Consider the following 22,035-nt stretch of genomic DNA (forward strand, 5'->3'; position numbering starts at 1 on the left):
TTCTTGCACAGTTATCAGTGATAACCAACGTTCATTCTTGCGTTTCAACACGGGAAATCGAGATCTGATGACTTCGGATTGCCAGTCCGACGGGCGATCCTGGCTCGCCCGCAACCGGATGACATTGCTGTCGGCAGGTGCCATAGCGGCCTACGCGGCCTTCGTCGAATGGTTCTGGGGATGGGGCGTGCTGCTGAGGCAATGGTCCGAGATCGGTTTCGGCTCGGCAATCTCGGCTTTGGTGTTGCTCGTCGCGACCTACTTTATTCGCTGCTATCGCATCTACGATTACTTCCCGAACGAAACGGCGGGGCGCTTCCTGCCGCTGTTTCGCGTCACCCAGGTTCACAACCTCCTGAACATCATGCTGCCGTTTCGCGCCGGCGAGACGAGCTTTCCGCTCCTGATGCGCTCGGAGTTTTCCGTGCCACTTGCACGCGGCACGTCGGCGCTCCTGGTGATGCGCCTGCTCGACCTGCACGCCCTTCTCGTCGTTGCCGCCGTTGGCCTCGTCATCGACCGTGGGTCAGCCGTCCTATGGATCTTGTGGCTCGCCGCGTTCGTCTCGCCGCTTCTCTTCTTTCTTCTGAAGGATCAAGTGATTGCGCTGGCGCGCCGGTTGCTGCCGACAAAGCTCGAAGCCGTCGTCGACGAATTGGAGGCGGGTGTTCCCGCCAACATCGTCGCGTTTCTGCGCGCCTGGGGCATGACCATTCTCAACTGGGCGGTCAAGGTTATCGTTCTTGCCTGGGTGCTGGCCTTTATGGGCGTCGCGCCGCTGGCCGCCTGTTTCGGCGGTGCCCTCGGCGGCGAGCTCTCCTCGGTGCTGCCGATGCATGCGCCCGCGGGCGTCGGGACCTATCCGGCGGCGATCGCGGCCGGCGCGGTATCCTTCGGTGCTGGCGCCGATCGCGGCGGGCTGGAGCAGCTGGCGGCCGCCGGCGTCAACGCGCATCTTTTGATCATCGTGTCCGCGGTGGCGGGCACGATGCTGTCGATGGCGTTGGGGAGAAAACGCTGAGCAATCCCGTGACAGTGTGAATTGGGCCCCCGGCGTGGCTGCGGGAGTCCCAATGATTACTGGAACGAGGTTTCGTAGAAGCTTCTGAGCTTGCGGGAATGCAGTTTCTCCGGCGGCATGGACGCAAGCTTCTGTAGAGCGAGGATGCCGATCTTCAGGTGCTGGCTGACCTGCGTCTTGTAGAAGGCGGTCGCCATGCCCGGCAGCTTCAATTCGCCATGCAGCGGCTTGTCCGACACGCAAAGCAGCGTTCCATAGGGCACGCGGAAGCGGAAGCCGTTGGCGGCGATCGTCGCCGATTCCATGTCGAGCGCAATGGCGCGTGCCTGCGACAGACGCTTGACCGGGCCGCGCTGGTCGCGAAGTTCCCAGTTGCGGTTGTCGATGGTCGCGACCGTTCCGGTGCGCATGATCTGTTTGAGATCGTAGTCGCGGTAGCCGGTGACCTCGGCAACGGCATCCTGCAGCGCCACCTGCACTTCGGCGAGTGCCGGCAGGGGGATCCAGACCGGCAGGTCGTCGTCGAGCACGTGGTCCTCGCGCATATAGGCGTGCGCAAGCACATAGTCGCCAAGACGCTGGCTGTTGCGAAGGCCGGCGCAATGGCCGAGCATCAGCCAGACATGCGGCCGCAGCACCGCGATGTGGTCGGTGATCGTCTTGGCATTGGACGGGCCGACGCCGATATTGACCATGGTGATGCCGCCGTGCCCCTTCTTCTTCAGGTGATAGGCAGGCATCTGCGGCAGCCGGGCGAGCGGGTAATCGGTCTCCGGCCTGTCGGAGCCGGCCGGCGTGATGATGTTGCCGGGTTCGACGAAGGCCGTGTAGCCGTTGCCGCCTTCGGCCATCTGCTGGCGGGCCCAGGCGCAGAACTCGTCGACATAGAACTGGTAGTTCGTGAAGAGAACGAAGTTCTGGAAGTGCGTGGCGCTTGTCGCGGTGTAATGGCTAAGGCGCGCCAGCGAATAGTCGATGCGCTGGGCGGTGAAGGGCGCGAGCGGCGAGGGTTCTCCAGGACCCGGCTCATAGGAACCGTTGGCGATCTCGTCGTCGGTGGTCGTCAGGTCAGGTGCGTCGAACAGATCGCGCAGCGGAATGTCGATGGTGTTCGCGGCCGATGCCTCCACATAGGCGCCCTCGCCAAAGGCGAAGTGCAGCGGGATCGGGGTCGCCGATTCCGAAACGGTGATGCCGAGGCCGTGGTTGCGGATCAGGTGACCGAGCTGCTCCTTCAGATAGTGCCGGAAGAGCTTTGGCCGGGTGATCGTGGTCGTGTAGACGCCGGGGGCGCTGACATAACCAAAGGACAGACGGGAATCGACGTGGCCGAAGCTGCTCGTCTCGATGCTGACCTGAGGGTAGCAGGCGCGATAGCGCGTCAGGGGCTTATCGGTTTTCCCCAGACCCTCGAAAGCTTCGCAGAGGAACCGGGTATTACGCTCGTAAAGCGCCTCGAGGCAATCGACGGCAGCGGCGGGATCGTCGAAGTACTGCGGCTCGAAAGGCTGAGGCGTTGCGACGGAAAGGACGGAGTGTGAAGAGATTCGCTTGTTCATGTCGCATTATAGGCTGCGGCTTCTGACAAGCAAACGACAAGATATTGGCGCACACAACCGTATCGCGATTGGCATATCGATGGGCTCAACGCGGGCTGGCAAGGATGATGGCGCTGCCGAGGAGCGCGACCGTCATGCCCGTCAGATCCCAGCGGTCCGGTTTGACGCCCTCCGCCAGCCACAGCCAGAGCAGCGAGGCGGCGATATAGACGCCGCCATAGGCGGCATAGGCCCGCCCGGCCGCCGGACTGTCGATCAGGGTGAGAAGCCACGCAAAAAGCGCCAGGGACGTCATGCCGGGAATGAGCCAGAGGATGGACTTGTCGAGCTTCAGCCACGCCCAGAAGGCGAAGCAGCCGGCGATTTCGGCAAGGGCGGCAAGCGTATAGACGAGATAGGCGGGCATCAGGCTGACAAGGGCTTGTTGTGGTGAATCCCGCTGCCTGTTTCCTTCAGTCCTATCCGATCAAAGGAAACACGCAGCTACTCAATGTGCTACGGCGACTGTGGCGCGCAAGATACGCGGCGCAGTCGGAGCGAGAGGACAGGAAAGAGACGCCAAACGCAAGCCGGAAAGAATAAAGGGGCGCGAGGCCCCCTTTTCATGCGGTTCCGTTCCGGGGTACCCCGCCTCAGCTCATGGACTGGCGCTGCAGGGTCACGAAGAGGACGAGGCCGGCGCCCTGCTTACCGATGCCGGCACCGTTGGCCTTGGAGTAGGCAAGCGCCCCGACCGGTGCCATCAGCAGGCCGGCCAGCGCAAGCACGCGCAGCGAGAGAAACGCGGATGTCGAAAGAGCGGCCAGCATGTTCGTCACTCCATCAGATCACGAGGTGATCGGTTTCACTTGGCGACGGAGCCGGGCGCAGCCCGTCTCGTCCGGGTTAGAGTTTGGCCTGGCAGTATTGCGCCGTGTGTGCGGTGCAATCCGTCAGCGAACCGAGGTAGGTGTTGCTGCGGCGGCGTTCGGTGTCCGCGCTGACGGCAGCGGCGAGAGTTACAGCGAAAACGACCATCAGAAGGCTGATGATGGTGAGGCGCCGAGCAAGGATATCCATGGTTCTGTCCGTTGTTTGGAGGCAGGTTCAAATCGATTGAGTGTGTTTTCGCACACCCAAACTGAATTGATGCTGAGATGTCCGTTCATCTGGCGTTCATCTTCGGTTGCATTTGGGCCGCCGTCGCGCGAGCCGGGAAATGCCCAGCCTGGCGGAACAGAGCGGCCAAGCCGATGGAAAGCATATGCAAAAAGGGCGGCCGGTGGCCGCCCTTTCAATTCTTCGATGGTCGTGGGTCGCGCAACGAAGTTGCTTAGAGGCGCGTCCAGATCTGTGACTTGCAGAGCACCTTCAGGACGCAGCCCTTCATCTTCAGCGAATTGCCGTCGACGGAGCCCGAACCGCTATAGGTCTTGTCGGTATCCGGATCGGTGATTTCGCCGGAATAGCTGCCGTCGGTGCCGGAGAGGTTGCCGATGCGCTTGCCGGCATGCTTGCCGGTCTTCAGTGTCACGCAGAATGCGCCGCCGCAGGGGGCGATCTCCGCAGTTGCTCCGCTCGCGGTCTTCCAGTTGCCGACGATCGGTTCTGCTGCCGCAGCCGTCCCGGTAATGCCAAGCGCGAGCGTCGCGGTCATGAGCAAGGTTCGTAACATTCCAGTCCTCCAGATCGAGGCTGCCGGCGTGGTCCGCTCCGCCGACAGCTCTTGAGATGTCCTCGTGTGCAAAGGCAGGCTCCTCACCGCCACGCGCACGATAGCTTACGCGCACGTAAAGGTAAACAAGCCCAGCGACGGCTTTCGGTGCTTTTTCTTGGCCATTTCAAGCAGGTCGAAACGAGGAATTCCTGTCGGCTCCGCCACCGTCGATCATTTCGTGGTTAGCGTTTGGTTGAAATCGGCAGTTGAATTTTTCGTAAATTTTGAGGCGAATGCGCGGGATTCCCGGCCTTCCGATGTTTAACAAAAACTCAAGTTTACCAAGCGTTTGAACTTTGTTTGTCGCAAATTAAGCATGCATTTTAAGCGCGCATTGAAAGCCCTGCTGCATATTGGAGCCATAAGACGAGCGGACAAAAACGCTCCGACAAACCACCGAAGACGACGCCGCAAAAAGACGGTGCGCTCCGGAAAGGCCCAATAAGAGGCAAGGTCGAACAGGGACCAAAACAAGTGCTGATCTGGAGCATGGCCCGCTCCAAACGGGCGGGCCGCTTCGGAAAAACCAACCAGGCAAAACAGGGACAAGACAATGGCACGCTTTGATATGCAGGTTGCTTCGGATGCCGCGATGGGTGGTGACAACCAGGCGGAAATCTTCTGTGAAATGGGGCTGGCCTATGCGACCGGCCACGGACGCCCGGTCGATCTCGTCGCCGCCCACAAGTGGCTGAACATCGCGGCGATCAAGGGCTGCGACCGCGCCGTCGACCTGCGCGCCGACCTGGCGATGACGATGAGCAAGGTAGATCTCGCCGCAGCCCTTCGCGCCGCTCGCGAATGGATGACGGTTCATTGAACCGACAAGGCGGCACTCAGCGTGAGCGCCGCCCAACAGCAGGAATCTGAATGCCGGATCAGGCCAGCTTTTTCAGAACCTCGGGCAGGGCGGCCGCAAACAGGGCCATCTCCGCTTCCGGTCCGGTGCTGACACGGATGCAGCGGTTGAGGGGGGCCACGCCCGGCATCCGGATGAAGATGCCATGGTCGTTCATCAGTGTATCGACGATCGCGCGGGCATGGACGGCATCCCGGCCGCAGTCGACCGCCACGAAATTGGTGGCGGAGGCAAGCGGCGTGAGGCCGTTGTCGGCGGCAATGGCCGCAATGCGCTGGCGTGACGCTGCGATCTTCGCGATTACTTCCTTTAGATAGTTCTGGTCCGCAAGCGCGGCAATTGCTGCCGCGACACCGATGCGGTTCATGCCGAAGTGGTTGCGGATCTTGTCGAAGGCCTGCGCCGTGCCCGGCGTACTGATGACATAGCCGACGCGCGACCCTGCGAGCCCATAGGCTTTCGAGAAGGTGCGCGTGCGCACGACGTTCGGGCAATCGATCAAGGCATCGATGGCCGGTAGGGATTCGGCCGGTGCCGTCTCGCAATAGGCTTCATCCAAAATAAGGAGCGTCGTTTCCGGCAAAGCCCGGGCGAATTCGACGATGCGCTCGGCCGGCCACCAGCTTCCCATCGGATTGTCGGGATTGGCGAAATAGACGAGCGGCGCATTTTCCCGCTTCACCGCTGCAAGCAAAGCTTCGAGGTCTTCTCGGTCTTCGGCATAGGGTACCGTAACCAGCCGACCGCCATGGCCGGCGACGTGAAAGTTGAAGGTGGGATAGGCGCCGAGCGATGTGACGACGGGCATGCCCGGTTCGATCACCATGCGGACGATCTGCCCGAGCAATCCGTCGATGCCTTCACCGATGGCGATATTGGCCGGTGTGGTGCCGAGATGCGCAGAGATCGCCTGTTTCAGGTCGTGGTTTTCCGGGTCGGCATACTTCCACGTTCCGCCGGCCGCTTCATTGATTGCCGCCAGGACACTTGGGGCCGGACCGAACCCACTTTCGTTGGCGCCGATGCGCGCTGCGATGGCTCTCCCACGTTGCCGTTCGATTGCCTCCGGGCCGACGAACGGAATTGTAGACGGAAGGGATTGGATGAGCGGCGTGAAGCGAGAGAAAGCGGACATGCTGGAGAATGGGCCCCGTTCGAAGAAAGTCCGGGGAACTTAGCGCAAGCTGCCGCAATTCGGAATCGCCTTGACGAGAAAAGCTGCCGGAATTCCGCTGTTCATCGCGGTACGCCGTCGCAGCCGGGCAATCAGCGCGATTTGGCCGCCTTGCCGTTCTGTCCGGTAAAGAAATCCTGCCGGATGATCTCGCGCAGCAAGGTTTGTTCGATCGGCTTAATGAATTGGACACCGATACGCTCGCCGTTGCGATAGACCTCGGCGCAGCCGATCCTGAGCGGCGTGCCGATAATGTGCAGATAATAATGTTGAGACAGCCCGATGGTGGTATCGACCGCAAAGCTGGCTCCGCCACGCGATATGTCGATCATTCGGCATGGCCTGACCGAGACGCCGCCGAGTCCCGGCCGGACCGACGTCACCGTACCCGCGTGGGCGACGGAGAAACGTTCGTAGCGTCGCTCGTAGAATGGCGAAGGGACGCAGGAATACATTGTCTGGTGCGACATGCGCTATTCTCCGCCAGAGCCGGATTGCGCATGCGATCGTTTCCCGAACGCATTCGGCAACCCAGGACAATTCATTTGCCCCACATCGCAGTGGCCCAACTCCGCCAATGATAGAATCACTTTCGCAGGAGAAACTTGCAATCCCCTGAAATCGATCACTAAAAATCTAATGTCGCGCGTTTGCGCTTGAGAATCAGAGCGCGCCGCTGGAGAATTGGATTCGAATGAGGCGTCTCAGGAAATCCGGTGACAGCAGCATGTTGAAGCGCACGCCGAGTTCGGTGCCTTCTCGATGAACCTGCGAGCAACCGATTTCCTCCTTGAAACCTTCGATCTCCAGAAAGAAGTGCTTCGGCAGCGGGATCGCAGCATTGAAGTCGAGCATCGCGCCGGCAATCGAGATATGGCGCAGCAGGCACTGATATTTGGTCTTCGCTTTCAGGTGTTGGCCAATGACGAGGATACGGCAGGGCCGCTCGATGAAATAGTGCTGATGCGTCGTTGCAAGCTGGCCGGGCTTTCCTTCCGCGACATGCATCTTCATGGACATGACAAGCTCCGAGACCGACCGCCCTTCGTAACCCTCGCAGCTTCGCCGTCTGTGGAATCGACGGCTGTGCCGCTTTCGTGTCTCAGCTAAGCACATCGGCTTGCTTCGACCTTGCGCCGTGCGCACGCGCCTCACCGAGCAAATTATGACGCTTGCGTACATTGAAAGCCCCCATCTCATACGTAATACTTCCGTCAGGCATGACCGGAGCGCCCGCTGTGGTGATTCCGCGGGCAGATGGGCGAGGGCATCGTCGGTCGTTCAAGCCGGGCAAGGCGAAGGACGATGGTCGGTGCCGGAGGGAATGGCATGTTCACGGGGCATTCGCGGCACTGGCTGCCGCTTTCTATTCTTTGTATCGCGTTGTTTGTGCCGATTGCGGATGCATGGGCTGCCAAGCGCGTCGCGCTGTTGATCGGCAACGAGAAATATGAAGCGACGTCGCCGCTCAACAACCCCGCCAATGACGTGGAACTGATGAAGGCCTCCTTCGAGGACGCCGGCTTCGATTCGGTCACGACGGTGCACGACGTCGGCCGCCAGGACATGGTCAAGGCGCTGCGCGACTTCGAGGATCTCGCGACCGGCGCCGAAGTGGCGATCGTCTATTATTCCGGTCACGGAATGGAGATGAACGGCGAGAATTTTCTGCTTCCCGTCGACGTGCAACTGAAAACGGACAAGGACGTCGAAGACGAGGCGATCGGGCTCGACCGGGTTCAGCGTTCGCTCGAAGGTGCCACCAAGCTCAAGCTTGTCATCCTCGACGCGTGCCGCAACAATCCCTTTGAACAAAGCATGACGCGCTCGATCTCGACCAGAGCGGTTTCCAGGGGGCTTGCGCGTGTCGAACCGGAATCGGCCGACCTGCTTGTCGCCTTTGCCTCCAAGGCCGGCACGGTCGCCCTCGATGGGGAGGGAAAGAACAGCCCCTTCGCCACGGCACTCGCCAAATACCTGACCGAGCCGGGCGTCGACGTTCGCATTGCGCTTGGCAAGGTGCGGGACGAGGTGGTGTCGGTGACCAATCGCGGCCAGGAGCCGTTCGTCTACGGGTCGCTTGGCGGGGCGCAGATCTTCCTCAATATCAAAGAGGTGAACATCAATATCACCAACAATGGCGGCCAACTCTCGCCAAACAGCCAATCGGAGGCCGCTGCCGACTGGCAGAACATTCGCGACCTCGCCGACAAGGATCTGATCGCGGCGTTCCTGGCGAAGCATGGGTCGGATCCCGTCTACAGGATGCTCGCCGAAAAGAAGCTGAAACGTCTGACTGAGGCCGAGCAGACGTCGAGTGTGGCACCCGACGAGATTGCCTGGGAGGCGTTGAAGCAGTCGACCGATGCTGCCGCATTGACGCGCTTTATCGAGCGCTATCCGGATAGCAGGCACAAGGCCGAGGCCGAACAGCAGATCGCGGCGCTGGAACCGCAAAAGGGTCTCAACGTCTCGCCGACCGGCAAGGACACGCAGGCCTCGCGCGACTGCTATCTGCTCGCAGGTGAGCCGCAATCGATGCCGGGCTTCCTCGGGGTCAATTTCCTGAAGCTCGATTCCGAGCGGGCTTTGACCGCCTGCGCCCAGGCCGTCAACGAGAATCCGGACGATATGATGCTCGTCAACATGCTGGGTCGGGCGCAGGATGCCGGCCGCAACTATGTCGACGCGCGGCGCAACTACCGGAAGGCCGCCGACGGCGGCAACCTGTATGCGCTGACGAATCTCGCTTGGTTTTCAGTCTATGGGACCGATGGTCCGGTGGATGTCGACCAGGGCAAGCGCATGTTCGAGCAGGCGGCCAGGGGTGGCAACGCCTACGGCCAGGCGTCCCTCGGCTGGCTCTACCGTGAGGGCTATGGCGGCATCACGCAGGACTATGCCGCAGCAGCCAGATGGTATGAACTGGCGGCCAACCAGGGTTATGCCAACGCCATGGCGACGATGGGGTGGTTCTACCGCGAAGGGCTTGGCCTCCCGAAGGACCTGGCGCAATCGCTCTCCTGGTACAAAAAGGCGGCCGAAAGCGGCGACACCAATGCGATGTCCTCGCTCGGCTGGGCCTATCAGAACGGGTTGGGAACCGAGCAGAACTACAGCGAAGCCAAGGTCTGGTATGAGAAGGCCGCCAATATGGGCGATTCCTATTCCATGGCATTGCTCGGCTGGTTCTACGATATCGGCAACGGTGTCTCGCAGGACTATGTGCAGGCACGCACCTGGTATGAGATGGCAGCGAATGCCGGCAGCGCCTACGCCATGGGCAATCTGAGCCGGCTTTATGATTACGGCCTCGGCACCAAAGCGGATGCCAAGGAGGCGGTTCGCTGGGCGGCGGCGAGCATCGAGGGCGGCGATCCGGCCAAGCTCGAAGAATTGCGGACGCAGCCCAACAATTTCACGCCGGACTTCCGCAAGGAAATGCAGGTGCTGCTTCGGGATCGCGGTTATTACGGCGGACCGATTGACGGCGACTTCGGTGCCGCCACGCAACAGGCGATCGAGCGCCTCGCAAGCAAGTCTTGAGACATAAGAGATAAAGGCGCGGCTCTTCGAGCTCATCGCGAGCGAGAATCAGACGCCGGCAGGCGCCGAAACGTTCCGGCGCTTCCTGCTTGGCTTGAGAGGTGGCCTGTCGCTAAACCCATGCGCTCGCTTCTTACAGGGCAGGCCCGCGCGGAAAATGAGGGGAATTGCCGGAAAACGACAAAAAAATCTTGCATTGGCCGCTGAGTGACACTAGTCAGGCGCTAACGGAGAGGTGGCCGAGTGGTCGAAGGCGCTCCCCTGCTAAGGGAGTATACCGGAAACGGTATCGAGGGTTCGAATCCCTTCTTCTCCGCCATCCCTTTCCCGCGATCCAGAAACATGAATGCCGCCTGAGCTTAGCGCTTGCGTGACAGCTTCGCGCAAACGGGGTGTCGGCGGATCGTTTCGCGCAAAGATATGGGACTTCCGGCAGACATCGCTCTTGCTTTCGCCCGTCGCCCGCAAGTCGGTCGTTGATCATCGACCCGCTCTCTCTCTCTCTCTCTCTCTCTCTCTCTCTCTCTCTCTCTCTCTCTCTCTCGCGCGCGCATCAACTGCCGTCGAGATCTCTGTGGGTTTGTTCGTCGGTTGACGTCTTCTTCGTGCCGGTGGCGGCCGCGATTCACGCTGGATCAGAATCAAGGATGCGTTTCGTTGGCGAATCTCCGCATTGATTCTGATGATTCTTTCGGTCTCGAACCGTCCATCCTGTTCTCGTTTCCTGGAGAGAATGCTGTTTTAGCTGTTTGCCGCCGAGGTGGAGTCGGCGTTTGTGGCCGCGCTTTCCCCTATTTTGGGCAGCTTTCTGCCTCTTTCTGAAACAGGCCGTACATGTTCCCCGCATGCTAAACCCCTGCCAGCAAAGGGTTTTCTTAATGCTTTGTTAATTTTCTTAAGGGGTCTGCGGCGATTTTGTGTCGTTTCAGCAACAGCGTTTGGCGAAGGGCGATGCAAAGCACGTGATCTCGCTAGTTGGACGTTGCGCCGATGATCCGGTCTTGTATTTTCAACTCCGGAAGCAAGGGCGGTTGATCGTCCGACTTCTTGAACGTTGGGGATGGGGCAGGGAAAGCTGTCCTTCAGCAAAATACCCAGACCCGTTTGAAACTTTTGACTGGAGGTCAGAAATGAACATCAAGAGCCTTCTTCTCGGCTCCGCTGCTGCTCTCGCAGCAGTCTCCGGCGCCCAGGCAGCCGACGCAATCGTCGCAGCCGAGCCGGAGCCCATGGAATACGTTCGCGTTTGCGACGCTTTCGGCACCGGCTACTTCTACATCCCGGGCACCGAAACCTGCCTCAAAATCGGCGGCTTCATCCGTTTCCAGACCTCGTTTGGTCGTGACGCTGCTGACAGCCGCTACAACCAGGAAGACTTCGGTGGTCAGTCCACGTCCGACTGGGATGCCTTCTCGCGCGCTTACATCTCGTTCGACGCCAAGAGCGACACCGAGTACGGCACGCTCACCGGCTTCTTCGCTGCTGAATTCAACGCCGACAACGACACCGACTCTGGCGATAGCGACTTCATCGACGTTGATGAAGCCTACATCCAGCTCGGTGGCCTCAAGGCTGGTTTCTTCTACAACTGGTGGGATAAGGGCCTGAACGGCGAAACCGACTCGCTCGGCAACTTCACCGAATTCAACTCGATCGCCTACCTCTATGACGGCGGTTCGTTCCAGGCTGGTCTCTCGGTCGACGAACTCGAAGGCACCTCCACGAAGTCCAACGGCGTCGGCATCTCCGGTATCGTTTCGGCTTCGGTCGGCGGCGTTTCCTTCGACCTGCTCGGCGGTTACGACACCGAATTCGAAGAAGGCGCGATCCGCGGCTTGCTCTCGGCTGACCTCGGTCCGGGCGTCTTCCAGCTTGCTGGTATCTGGGCTTCCGACCCGAACGCTTACTGGAACGCTTCCGAGTGGACCGTTGCAACTTCGTACCGTTGGAACGCTACCGACAAGCTCGCCATCACCCCGGGCTTCCAGTACTGGGGTAGCCTGCAGGACTCGCTCACGAGCTTCGGCAACGACGACATGTGGCGCGCTGGCGTAACGCTCGACTACAAGATCACCGAAGGCCTCGCGACCCGCGTTTCGGTTCAGTATGAAGATCAGGACAACGCTGACGACCAGGTTCTCGGCTTCGTCCGTCTGCAGCGCGACTTCTAAGATCGTCTGACCTCGGTCAGAAGAGAGAAGCCCGGCTCTCGAGCCGGGCTTTTTCGTTTATGATGCCTAGCCAGAAGCCGACCACGCGACCCGGTTGAACCGGGTTCATGCGATTGCTGAGGTCAATGCTCGAGGTCGATCTCTGAGTGCAGCCGATCGGTGCCAACGTCGCGCCGGCGCGTGATGGCGCAGACAAAAGCACTTACTGCCTGGCGAGGGCCGTCAAGGTGCAATAGCGGTGCATGGCCTTGGCCAAGTGCGGTGAGCGCTACTGCTCTGGAATGCCGCTTGCACATCTCTCTCATCGTCCCTTCGGAGAGCAGCCGGGAGTGCTCGCCTCTGATGACCAAAAGCGGCATTCGGGAGAAAGCATCGTATTGCGGCCAGAGATCGGGCAATGATGTCTCAACGGTCAGGCCAAGCAATTGCCGCGCAATGGCCACATCAAAATCTGGCACCGGGGCGCCGTCCTCGTCGCGGTAGATCGCCTTTGCCATCTGTTGCCAATCGCGTTCGCCAAGATTCGGAAACTCGGCTCCGTGGATATCTTTCAGATATCCGGGCACCGCGGCCCAGCTTATTGGCCCGGCTGCCGCTTTGTTGAGATAATTCCGGATGGTCAGCAGACCCTCGATTTCGATGACAGGCCCGATGTCATTAAGCACCGTGCCTGCAATCAGGTCGGGTGCCAGGCCGACGAGATGGTGCAGGATCAGTCCGCCGCGCGAGGTGCCGATGAAGACCGCGCGTTCAATCCCCAGATGGGTGCAGGCCGTCATGATGTCGGTTGTTTCGATTGCTATTGAGTAGTGGCTCTTGTCGTCGTCACGCTGCGAATTGCCTCGGCCGCGATAATCGAGCGAGAAGACGGTGTGTTCGCCCCCGCCTGGCGACGCGAGAAATGTTGCGAGTTCGTGAAAGTCGCGGCTGTTACGGGTGAGGCCCGGCAAGCAGATGATCGGAACGGCCGGCGCGGCGAAAACAGGGCCATAGCTCCGTGCGTAGAGCTGCAAGCCATCAGTTGCCGGGAAGCGATGTTCCCGAAACCCGCCTTCATTCATCGTCTGTCTGCCTCCAACCGGTAACGGTTAGATCGTAGCGGCTCGAAGTGAAAGGGCAAGGCATGCGGTTGACACGGGTGTCAACCAAAACGTTCGCCTGCGAGTAAACTCACTAGCGAACATGCGTGGCTCCTAAGCAGCGAAATTGAGTTTTGCCGTGCAATGGCCAACTGCCTCATCAGTAGGGCGAATAGCACTGACGCCTTGGGCCGCCATAGGGCTGATACGTATTGTCCCAGGCACGATAGGACCGATAGCGTGCGTAGCACCAGCGCGTGTGGGGGCTGCCACCGTTATAATATCTCGGCTGACTCAACAAACCGCCGACGATCGCACCCGCGGCGAGACCACCGAAAAACGCGCCGACACCATGATCGTGGTGATGATAGTATCGGTGATAATGGTCGTGATAATAGCCATCCCGATAGTATCCGTGCCGATCCCAATCACGATAGTAGCCGTGCCGGCTGCCGCGTCCGCAATAGGGGAACGAGCAGCTGGGGCGGTTCTTGCGTTCTTCACCGCGCTCGTATGGGAACTGCGCCTTCTGGACGTTCGTCGTTCGCGACACCTGAGGAGCGATCGGGAACGCACTGGCAGGGGGAACACCGCCCATGGCTGTCGCCAGAGATAGGACGATAATGGACAAGGTTTTCATTGTGTTCACCATTTCCTTCAGGAAACTTTACAAGGGAAATGGCTTAGACCGCATTTTGTGCCACCCATCACGATTGTTTGAACGGCGAATGGCTCATACGGCTATTGCCGCCCCATTCTCAGATCTTCGACGATGTCGGCCGTCTGGCCGAGCCTCGACTTGTAAACCTGATAGTTTTCCATGACCCGCTGGACATAGTTCCGCGTCTCCTGGAAGGGGATGCGCTCGATCCAGTCGACGACTTCGTCGATCGGCTTGCCGCGCGGATCGCCGTAGCGGCCAAGCCATTCCGGAACCCGGCGCGGACCGGCATTATAGGCAATGAAGGTCAGGATATAGGACCCGCCGAAGCTGCTGATCTGTTCGCCGAGATAGTGGGCGCCAAGCGTGGCGTTGTAGCCGGCGTCGCTGGTCAGCTTGTCCTGCGAATAGGCAAGGCCATAGCGGCTGGCGACGCCCTTGGCGGTACCCGGCATCAGTTGCAGCAGGCCGCGGGCATTGGCGGTGGAGATGGCTGCAGGATTGAAGGCGCTTTCCTGTCGCGCGATGGCATAGGCCAGCGCCTTGCCGGAGCCGTCGATATTGGCGGTCGAAGGGATCACCCCGACCGGGAAGGCGAGGGCGGCGACGTCGATGCCACGCCCGAATGCAATCTTGCCGATCTGGAGCGAAAGCTGATGGTTGCGGGCCTTCTCTGCCCGCGCCGAAAGCAGCGCGAGTTCGCCGGGGCTGGTCAGCTCCTCCGCAAGCGCACGGTAGATACTGTCGGCGCGCCAGGCGTGGCCGGCGCTTTCAAGCCGGGTGATCGCACGCACCGCTTCGCGGTTCTCGAATCTTGTCCGGTCATCTGCCGTCGGGGCAGGGTAGGCGACGTTCAGCGTCTTGCGGCCAAGTCGGGCGGCGGCCAGTTGCCCGTAGAAGGTTCCGGGGTAGCGTGCCGCATTGGCGAAGCACTCGCTGGCATTGCCGGGTCCGCCAGCCTCGGCAGATCGGCCCAGCCAGTACCAGGCGCGCGAGGCGGAAAGCGGGCGGTTGGAGACCTCGAGGATACGGCGGAAATGGCGAGCGGCGATCGCCGGATCTTCCATGCCGCGAAGCGCATACCAGCCCGCGTGGAATTCGGCATCGACGATATCGGTCGCATCCGTTGCCGCATGACTGGCCGCGATCCGGTAGGCGCCCTCGAAGTCGCCCGCGTCAAGCAGGCCTCGGCTGACCACGCGTTGTTCGACCCACCATTCGCCGGGGTTGATGAGTGCCCCTTTGTCCTTTGGCATACGGGCAAGCAACTTGGCTGCTTCCTCGTATTTCTTCTGTTTGCGCAGGAACTCGATCTGAATGAAAAGATAGGCGGGATCCCTGCGCCAGGAAGGGTCGACCGCCGCGATCAGTGCATCTGCCTTGTCGTTGCCGCGGCTGACCGCTGCCCAGGCACGATAGAGTGACTGCGCCTTGCCGAGATCGCCAAAACGTTCGGCCTGTTCGACACGGTTGCGGTAGAGGAGCATAGCCATGCGCCGCTGGTGATCGGCGGGCGTCAGCAGGCTGGAAAACTCCGCCAGGATCCGGGTCTCCATGTCCTTGCCGAGTGCATCCCGTTGCCAAATTTCGCGCAACCGTTTCGCAGCCGCATCCGCTTGTCCCTGGGCGAGGAGCGCGCGAGCAAGGATGAGGGTTCCCTCGGTTGTCTCGGGTTGCGTGTCGCCGAAGGCGGCGAGGACGTCGGGTGCCGGCGGGTTTTCGCGATAGAGCGCCCGTTCCGAATTGGCGCGCAGGGATTTCAAGCCGGGCCAACCCTGTAGTTCGCGCTGGGCATCGGCAATCTCATAGGAGGGAATGCCGCGCTGGCCGGAAACTGCAATCGCCCATGTCAGGATGTGACGGTCCAGCGCGTCGCGGCTCATGGTGTTGCGCACGGCAATCGCGGCCAGGGGCTGCCGGTTGGAGAGGGCGTCGAGTCCCGCTTTCAGATCGCTGTCGATCGGCGCGACGATTGTCGGAATTGCGTTGGTGGTCTCGTCGGCAGCAACTGGCGCAGCCTTGCCGGATTTGTCGGGTCTGTGCGTCGGGACCGGTATTCGTTCCGGCGTTTCGGAACCAAGCGCTGGCGATGTGAGCAGCGCAGCGCCGATGATGGCGGCGACGGGCAGGAAAATTGATCCGCGCATCAAGAGGCTGTGTTCCCCGTGTCTCACATCAGTTGCCGCCGGATTGTCTGAGGCAGACTAGCGGCCAATATTGATCATGGCAATCGTACCTTGCCGCGCAAGCCTGTGGCTGAGCGGGACCATCATGCGGGCCGAACGTCAAGCTTTTGCACGAAAACCGGCGTGAAATGCCGTGTCACGACGCTTGCCGCAGCCCCCTCACATGATTATGGTGCGGCAGTTTTTTAACCGTCGATTACGGCCAAAGCATGAGTGCATTTCGTGTCCTTGTGCCGTCAGGAGTTGTGCATGTTCAAGGGTTCCATTCCCGCTCTCGTAACACCGTTCACCGCGACCGGCGCGGTGGACGCGGATGGTTTCGTCGCGCATGTGGAATGGCAGATAAAAGAAGGCAGCCATGGTCTCGTGCCGGTCGGCACCACCGGCGAGTCTCCGACCCTTTCCCATGACGAGCACAAGAAAGTCGTCGAACTCTGCGTCGAGGCGGCCGCCAAGCGGGTGCCTGTGATTGCCGGCGCCGGCTCCAACAACACGACGGAAGCGATCGAGCTCGCCCAGCACGCCGAAAAGGCCGGTGCCGACGCGATCCTCGTTGTCACGCCCTATTACAACAAGCCGACGCAGAAGGGCCTCTTCGCGCATTATGCGGCGATCGCCGAGAGCGTGAAGCTGCCGATCGTGATCTACAACATTCCCGGCCGTTCGGTCGTGGATATGAGTGTCGAGACGATGGCGGCGCTCAGCAAGGCCTATGCCAATATCATCGGCGTCAAGGATGCGACCGGCAAGATCGAGCGCGTATCCGAGCAGCGCATGGCCTGCGGCCCGAATTTCGTGCAGCTTTCCGGTGAGGACGCGACCGCGCTCGGCTTCAACGCCCATGGTGGTGTCGGCTGCATTTCCGTTACGGCCAACGTGGCACCACGCCTTTGCGCCGAGTTCCAGGAGGCAACGCTTGCCGGCGAATTCGCCAAGGCGCTCGCCTACCAGGATAAGCTGATGCCGCTGCACAAGGCGATCTTCATGGAGCCCGGTCTCTGCGGTGCGAAATATGCTCTGAACCGCCTTGGCCGGATGAGCCGCGCCGTACGCTCGCCGCTGTTGTCGACCCTGGAGCCGGCAACCGAGGGAGCGATCGACGCGGCACTGAGGCATGCAGGATTGATGAACTAATGGCACCCAAAGGAAGCCAGCGCACGGTCAACAAGGTCGTGGCGGAAAACCGAAAGGCCCGCTTCAACTACGAGATCGTCGACACCTACGAGGCCGGTCTGGTTCTGACCGGCACCGAGGTCAAGTCGTTGCGCGAGGGCAAGGCCAACATCGCTGAATCCTATGCGACGGACGAAGGCGGCGAGATCTGGCTGATCAACTCCTATCTGCCGGAGTATCTGCAGGCGAACCGCTTCAACCATGAAACGCGGCGGCGGCGGAAGCTGCTTCTGTCGAAGCGCGAGGTCAATCGTCTGCAGGGCGCGGTCAATCGCGAAGGCATGTCGCTGATTCCGCTGCGCATCTACTTCAACGAGCGCGGCCGGGCCAAGCTCGAGTTGGCGCTCGGCAAGGGCAAGAAGCTTCACGACAAGCGCGAGAGCTCGAAAGAGCGCGATTGGAACCGGCAGAAAAGCCGCCTGCTGAAGGACCGCGGCTAAACGATCGCAAGTCTGCCAGATCGTCGCCACCGGTCAATGCTAATGAAAACGATCAGGCCGAAGGTCCTTGATCCATGGAGGTCGAGGCTCGCGCGACACGGCGCCGCCACCCGCCTGCCCAAAAAGCGTTGATCCGCCCTTCGAGCTCCAGCTTAAAAGCGCTTCGCTGATTGTGCCGCTTTAGATTTCGACGGGGTCCGCCACCGGTTCGGCCGTATGCCGCGGTGTACGTTCGGAAGGCTCGCGGCCGATCTCTGCCCGCAGCGTCGCGAGGTCGATGAAATGATCGGCCTGGCGACGCAGGTCGTCGGCGATCATCGGCGGCTGGGTCGACATCGTCGAGACGACCGAGACCTTGCGGCCCTTGCGCTGCAGCGCTTCGACGAGCGTGGTGAAGTCGCCGTCACCGGAGAAGATGACGAGGTGATCGACGGTCTCGGACTGCTCCATCGCGTCGATAGCGAGCTCGATGTCCATGTTGCCTTTGATCTTGCGGCGACCGAGCGAGTCGGTGAATTCCTTGGCCGGCTTCGTCACGACCTTGTAACCGTTGTAGTCTAGCCAATCGATCAGCGGGCGAATCGAAGAATATTCCTGATCTTCAATGAGCGCGGTGTAATAGTAGGCGCGCAGCAGATAGCCGCGTTTTTGAAAGGCTTTCAGCAGCTTGCGATAGTCGATGTCAAAGCCGAGGCTTTTCGATGCCGCGTAGAGATTTGCGCCGTCGATAAAAAGTGCGATCTTTTCGCGGGGATCAAACATCGTCTTTCCTTTTCAATGCCGGCGCATCAAAGGCCCGCTGCCGGCCGATACGCAAAATAAGTCGTTTACATTAATAATTGCTGATATTGCAAATAATGTAGGCTAGGCATTGCATTATTCCAGCAGGGCGCTCGCGAATATAGCTAGTTTTAGCAGTTGCTATAGATAGTCCACATCCCTGGAATGCCTTTTCTACCAGGCGTTTTGGCGTTGTGGCCTACAATGCAACCAGGTGTTTGCGAGTAAGGTTTTCCAGCCCATTTGGATCGCATTTTATCACGAAGTGTGACGTTACGTGAGCGTCACTTGAAGGAAAAACTTGAACTTGCCTTGTTTTGATTGTATCCGGGCGGCTAATTCCAGAAATCGGAGCCGACGAGGCCGTCGCTAGACGGCTGTTTCCGGTTTCGTGTCGTCAATCCGTGCAGCGGCCATGCCGCCGCGCTTCGAGCCCAAAAGGACAGGCAATGGCCCGCGTCACCGTCGAAGATTGCATCGACAAGGTCGATAACCGTTTCGAACTCGTTCTGCTTGCCAGCCACCGCGCGCGCCTGATCTCTCAGGGTGCCGCCATTACCATCGACCGCGACAACGACAAGAACCCGGTCGTTGCGCTGCGCGAGATCGCCGATGAAACGCTTTCTCCCGACGACCTCAAGGAAGATCTGATCCACTCGCTGCAGAAGCATGTTGAAGTGGACGAGCCCGAGCCCGATCCGGCTTCGCTGCTTCAGTCGGAATCGGAGACCACGTTCGCCGAGGTTGCCGAAGACGAGGATCAGCCGGAAGCGATCACGTTCGACCGCATGTCGGAAGAGGAACTGTTGGCCGGCATCGAAGGTCTGGTGCCGCCGGAAAAGAGCGACGACTACTGAGATCCTTCGCGGAACGCCCGTTCCCGCGTGTTTTCAAAGCAGTGCGCCACTCGTATGATTGGCGCACTTTTTTATTGATTTCTTCCAGAGCGGGACGAGGAAAAGCGCTTTGCGGTTTTCCGCCCGCATCCCGCTCTAACTTATGAGAAACGATCACGTTTATGATTTTAGGCCGTGCCGGCCTGAAATCATCCCGCTCTAGAGGATCGCCAGCGAATGATGCGCCAATACGAGCTCGTAGAGCGCGTGCAAAAATACAAGCCCGACGCCAATGAAGCCTTGCTGAACAAGGCCTACGTCTATGCAATGCAGAAGCATGGCCAGCAGAAGCGGGCAAGCGGCGATCCCTATATCTCTCATCCCTTGGAAGTGGCCGCCATCCTGACGGAAATGCGGCTCGACGAGTCGACGATTGCGGTCGCGCTGCTCCACGACACCATCGAAGACACGACGGCGACCCGCCAGGAGATCGACGATCTCTTCGGCGAGGACATCGGTGCGCTCGTCGAGGGGCTGACGAAGATCAAGAAGCTCGATCTCGTCACCAAGAAGGCCAAGCAGGCCGAGAACCTGCGCAAGCTGCTGCTGGCCATTTCGGATGACGTGCGCGTTTTGTTGGTGAAGCTTGCCGATCGGCTGCACAATATGCGCACGCTCGACCACATGTCGGCGGAAAAGCGGGCCCGCATCTCCGAAGAAACCATGGATATCTATGCGCCGCTCGCCGGCCGCATGGGTATGCAGGACATGCGCGAGGAACTCGAAAATCTCTCGTTCCGCCACATCAATCCTGAGGCGTTCGAGACGGTTACCCGGCGACTGGAGGAGCTTTCCCAGCGCAACGAAGGTCTGATCAAGAAGATCGAGGACGAATTGCGGGAACTCCTTCAGGCCGAAGGCCTGAAGGCTGCACAGGTCAAGGGGCGCCAGAAGAAGCCCTATTCGGTCTTCCGCAAGATGCAGTCGAAGTCTCTGTCCTTCGAACAGCTTTCCGACGTCTGGGGTTTCCGCATCATCGTCGATGACATCCCGTCCTGCTACCGGGCGCTCGGCATCGTCCACACTCGCTGGCGTGTCGTTCCCGGTCGGTTCAAGGATTATATCTCGACGCCCAAGCAGAACGACTACCAGTCGATCCACACGACGATCGTCGGTCCGTCACGCCAGCGCATCGAGCTGCAGATCCGCACGCGGCGGATGAACGACATCGCCGAATACGGTATCGCGGCCCATTCGCTCTACAAGGACGGGGAGGGGAACTCGAACGATACCGGCCTGTCGCCGACCTCGAACGCCTATTCCTGGCTGCGGCGCACGATCGAATCCCTCGCGGAGGGTGACAATCCCGAAGAATTCCTCGAGCATACCAAGCTCGAATTGTTCCAGGATCAGGTGTTCTGCTTCACGCCCAAGGGGCAGCTCATCGCGCTGCCGCGTGGCGCGACGCCGATCGACTTCGCCTACGCCGTGCATACCAACATTGGCGACACCTGCGTCGGTGCCAAGATCAACGGCCGCATCATGCCGCTGGTCACCCGCCTCAACAATGGCGACGAGGTGGAGATCATCCGCTCGGGCATCCAGGTGCCGCCGCCGGCCTGGGAAGAGATCGTCGTGACCGGCAAGGCGCGTTCGGCGATCCGCCGCGCGACGCGAGCCGCCATTCGCAAACAATATGCCGGGCTCGGCTATCGCATTCTGGAGCGCACCTTCGAGCGCGCCAACAAGACGTTTTCGCGCGAAGCGCTGAAGCCGGCCCTGCATCGTCTCGGTCAGAAGGAAGTCGAAGACGCGATCGCCGCCGTCGGTCGCGGCGAGCTTTCTTCTCTCGATGTCTTGCGCGCCGTCTTCCCGGACCATCAGGACGAGCGCGTGACGGTGAAGCCCAGCGCCGACGATGGCTGGTTCAACATGCGCAGCGCCGCCGGCATGGTGTTCAAGCTGCCGGGCCGCGGCAAGGATGCGAACGGCGCAGCCCAGGCCGAAGGGCCGGAAGCGCTTCCAATTCGCGGCCTCTCCGGCAATGCCGAAGTGCATTTCAGCCCCGCAGGCGCCATTCCCGGCGATCGCATCGTCGGTATCATGGAGAAGGACAAGGGCATCACCATCTACCCGATCCAGTCGCCGATCCTGCAGAAATTCGACGACGAGCCGGAACGCTGGATCGATGTGCGTTGGGATCTGGATGAGGCCAATAGCAGCCGCTTCATGGCGCGGATTGCAATCAGCGCCCTGAACGAGCCCGGAACGCTGGCTGAGGTGGCCCAGGCGATCGCGACCAGCGACGTCAACATCCGCTCACTGTCGATGGGCCGCGTGGCGGCGGACTTCAGCGAGCTGCAGTTCGATCTCGAGGTCTGGGACCTGCGTCAGCTCAACCACCTGATCGCGCAGCTCAAGGAATTGCCGAGCGTGTCGATGGTGAAACGCCTCTTCGAGTGAGTCGATCGGCGCGGCTGCCAGCAGCGCCGCCGTGCCCGCTGCCGGGCCATTCTGCACATGGATGCCTCAAAAACAGGCATGGAATGCATGGCAAAGCGGCAAGGTATGCTGTATGCGCATGGCTGCCGCCTTTTCCTGGAACTGGTGGGAAAGGGATCTCTAAACTATCTTCTGTCTCGGGAGGTAAACAAAGAGGTTTGCCATGTTCAATCAGTTGAAGAAGATCACCCGCGCACTGCGCGTCCCCACTCAGGAAGAGCGCGAGCTCGCCTATCTCAACAATTCGGTCGATCGCATCGATCTCGAATACCGTCAGCGTCAGATCGACCGCGGCCTGTTCCGCAACTACTAATTCGATCGCGTCCCGTCGCATGGCGGGATGCTGAAGCTA

The 22,035-nt window shown here is 60.3% G+C and carries 21 protein-coding genes and 1 tRNA gene; 10 read left to right on the forward strand and 12 right to left on the reverse strand.

Annotated features, from left to right (window positions below; all coding sequences use genetic code 11):
• The first annotated feature begins 67 nt into the window (after positions 1 to 67).
• Entirely contained in the window at positions 68 to 1,021 is a 954-nt protein-coding gene (locus tag ACQ5BM_RS04230) for a lysylphosphatidylglycerol synthase domain-containing protein (protein WP_429808183.1), read from the forward strand.
• A 56-nt stretch (positions 1,022 to 1,077) separates the two neighbouring features.
• Here ACQ5BM_RS04230 and ACQ5BM_RS04235 read toward each other — a convergent pair whose 3' ends face one another.
• From ACQ5BM_RS04235 to ACQ5BM_RS04255, 5 genes are all read right to left on the reverse strand, one after another.
• Positions 1,078 to 2,580: an AMP nucleosidase gene (locus ACQ5BM_RS04235; protein ID WP_173515983.1), complete on the reverse strand. Its 1,503-nt coding sequence runs from the start codon at positions 2,578 to 2,580 to the stop codon at positions 1,078 to 1,080.
• 85 nt (positions 2,581 to 2,665) lie between these two features.
• Complete coding sequence (locus tag ACQ5BM_RS04240; protein WP_429808185.1) at positions 2,666 to 2,986, reverse strand: YnfA family protein; 321 nt, start codon at positions 2,984 to 2,986, stop codon at positions 2,666 to 2,668.
• Between the two features lie 226 nt (positions 2,987 to 3,212).
• On the reverse strand, positions 3,213 to 3,389 hold the full coding sequence (locus ACQ5BM_RS04245) for a hypothetical protein (RefSeq protein ID WP_429808955.1): 177 nt from the start codon (positions 3,387 to 3,389) through the stop codon (positions 3,213 to 3,215).
• 76 nt (positions 3,390 to 3,465) lie between these two features.
• On the reverse strand, positions 3,466 to 3,639 hold the full coding sequence (locus ACQ5BM_RS04250) for a hypothetical protein (protein WP_034804185.1): 174 nt from the start codon (positions 3,637 to 3,639) through the stop codon (positions 3,466 to 3,468).
• A gap of 253 nt (positions 3,640 to 3,892) precedes the next feature.
• Positions 3,893 to 4,234 (reverse strand): DUF2147 domain-containing protein, encoded by a 342-nt coding sequence (locus ACQ5BM_RS04255; protein WP_429808187.1) that lies wholly within the window; start codon positions 4,232 to 4,234, stop codon positions 3,893 to 3,895.
• Between the two features lie 595 nt (positions 4,235 to 4,829).
• Here ACQ5BM_RS04255 and ACQ5BM_RS04260 point away from each other — a divergent pair.
• The gene (locus ACQ5BM_RS04260) at positions 4,830 to 5,096 is read left to right on the forward strand and encodes a sel1 repeat family protein (protein ID WP_429808190.1); all 267 of its coding nucleotides are present in this window, start codon (positions 4,830 to 4,832) and stop codon (positions 5,094 to 5,096) included.
• Between the two features lie 58 nt (positions 5,097 to 5,154).
• On the opposite strand, the gene ACQ5BM_RS04265 is transcribed toward ACQ5BM_RS04260, so the two are convergent.
• The 3 genes from ACQ5BM_RS04265 to ACQ5BM_RS04275 form a co-directional block, all read right to left on the reverse strand.
• Positions 5,155 to 6,270 carry a pyridoxal phosphate-dependent aminotransferase gene (locus ACQ5BM_RS04265; protein WP_429808192.1) on the reverse strand — a complete coding sequence of 372 codons (1,116 nt, stop codon included), beginning with the start codon at positions 6,268 to 6,270 and terminating at the stop codon, positions 5,155 to 5,157.
• Between the two features lie 131 nt (positions 6,271 to 6,401).
• On the reverse strand, positions 6,402 to 6,779 hold the full coding sequence (locus ACQ5BM_RS04270; protein WP_429808195.1) for a PilZ domain-containing protein: 378 nt from the start codon (positions 6,777 to 6,779) through the stop codon (positions 6,402 to 6,404).
• Between the two features lie 193 nt (positions 6,780 to 6,972).
• Positions 6,973 to 7,329, reverse strand: a complete 357-nt coding sequence (locus ACQ5BM_RS04275) for a hypothetical protein (RefSeq protein WP_429808198.1) — start codon at positions 7,327 to 7,329, stop codon at positions 6,973 to 6,975.
• Between the two features lie 309 nt (positions 7,330 to 7,638).
• Here ACQ5BM_RS04275 and ACQ5BM_RS04280 point away from each other — a divergent pair, with 309 nt between their 5' ends.
• The 3 genes from ACQ5BM_RS04280 to ACQ5BM_RS04290 all read left to right on the forward strand — a co-directional run bounded on the left by ACQ5BM_RS04280 (position 7,639) and on the right by ACQ5BM_RS04290 (position 12,026).
• Positions 7,639 to 9,855, forward strand: a complete 2,217-nt coding sequence (locus tag ACQ5BM_RS04280) for a caspase family protein (RefSeq protein WP_429808201.1) — start codon at positions 7,639 to 7,641, stop codon at positions 9,853 to 9,855.
• Positions 9,856 to 10,084: 229 nt separating this feature from the next.
• Positions 10,085 to 10,174, forward strand: a tRNA-Ser gene (locus tag ACQ5BM_RS04285).
• 811 nt (positions 10,175 to 10,985) lie between these two features.
• On the forward strand, positions 10,986 to 12,026 hold the full coding sequence (locus tag ACQ5BM_RS04290; RefSeq protein ID WP_429808204.1) for a porin: 1,041 nt from the start codon (positions 10,986 to 10,988) through the stop codon (positions 12,024 to 12,026).
• A gap of 122 nt (positions 12,027 to 12,148) precedes the next feature.
• Here the strand turns inward: ACQ5BM_RS04290 and ACQ5BM_RS04295 are convergent, their stop codons facing one another.
• From ACQ5BM_RS04295 to ACQ5BM_RS04305, 3 genes are all read right to left on the reverse strand, one after another.
• The gene (locus ACQ5BM_RS04295) at positions 12,149 to 13,087 is read right to left on the reverse strand and encodes an alpha/beta fold hydrolase (protein ID WP_429808207.1); all 939 of its coding nucleotides are present in this window, start codon (positions 13,085 to 13,087) and stop codon (positions 12,149 to 12,151) included.
• 178 nt (positions 13,088 to 13,265) lie between these two features.
• Entirely contained in the window at positions 13,266 to 13,745 is a 480-nt protein-coding gene (locus ACQ5BM_RS04300; RefSeq protein ID WP_429808210.1) for a BA14K family protein, read from the reverse strand.
• Between the two features lie 101 nt (positions 13,746 to 13,846).
• Positions 13,847 to 15,913: a transglycosylase SLT domain-containing protein gene (locus ACQ5BM_RS04305; RefSeq protein ID WP_429808213.1), complete on the reverse strand. Its 2,067-nt coding sequence runs from the start codon at positions 15,911 to 15,913 to the stop codon at positions 13,847 to 13,849.
• Positions 15,914 to 16,201: 288 nt separating this feature from the next.
• Here ACQ5BM_RS04305 and dapA point away from each other — a divergent pair, with 288 nt between their 5' ends.
• Positions 16,202 to 17,086, forward strand: a complete 885-nt coding sequence (gene dapA / locus ACQ5BM_RS04310; RefSeq protein ID WP_429808216.1) for a 4-hydroxy-tetrahydrodipicolinate synthase — start codon at positions 16,202 to 16,204, stop codon at positions 17,084 to 17,086.
• Positions 17,086 to 17,565: an SsrA-binding protein SmpB gene (gene smpB, locus ACQ5BM_RS04315; RefSeq protein WP_429808219.1), complete on the forward strand. Its 480-nt coding sequence runs from the start codon at positions 17,086 to 17,088 to the stop codon at positions 17,563 to 17,565. Before dapA ends, smpB begins: the two co-directional genes overlap by 1 nt.
• 180 nt (positions 17,566 to 17,745) lie before the next feature.
• Here the strand turns inward: smpB and ACQ5BM_RS04320 are convergent, their stop codons facing one another.
• The gene (locus tag ACQ5BM_RS04320) at positions 17,746 to 18,327 is read right to left on the reverse strand and encodes an NYN domain-containing protein (RefSeq protein ID WP_057252816.1); all 582 of its coding nucleotides are present in this window, start codon (positions 18,325 to 18,327) and stop codon (positions 17,746 to 17,748) included.
• 467 nt (positions 18,328 to 18,794) lie between these two features.
• Between ACQ5BM_RS04320 and rpoZ the strand changes: the two genes are divergently transcribed.
• The 3 genes from rpoZ to ACQ5BM_RS04335 all read left to right on the forward strand — a co-directional run bounded on the left by rpoZ (position 18,795) and on the right by ACQ5BM_RS04335 (position 21,996).
• Entirely contained in the window at positions 18,795 to 19,202 is a 408-nt protein-coding gene (rpoZ, locus tag ACQ5BM_RS04325) for a DNA-directed RNA polymerase subunit omega (protein ID WP_173515996.1), read from the forward strand.
• A 216-nt stretch (positions 19,203 to 19,418) separates the two neighbouring features.
• Complete coding sequence (locus tag ACQ5BM_RS04330; RefSeq protein WP_429808223.1) at positions 19,419 to 21,644, forward strand: RelA/SpoT family protein; 2,226 nt, start codon at positions 19,419 to 19,421, stop codon at positions 21,642 to 21,644.
• 202 nt (positions 21,645 to 21,846) lie between these two features.
• Complete coding sequence (locus tag ACQ5BM_RS04335) at positions 21,847 to 21,996, forward strand: DUF3563 family protein (RefSeq protein WP_112975742.1); 150 nt, start codon at positions 21,847 to 21,849, stop codon at positions 21,994 to 21,996.
• Positions 21,997 to 22,035 lie beyond the last annotated feature (39 nt).

It is taken from the genome of Ensifer sp. B1-9 (assembly GCF_050474445.1).
Taxonomy (GTDB): domain Bacteria; phylum Pseudomonadota; class Alphaproteobacteria; order Rhizobiales; family Rhizobiaceae; genus Ensifer.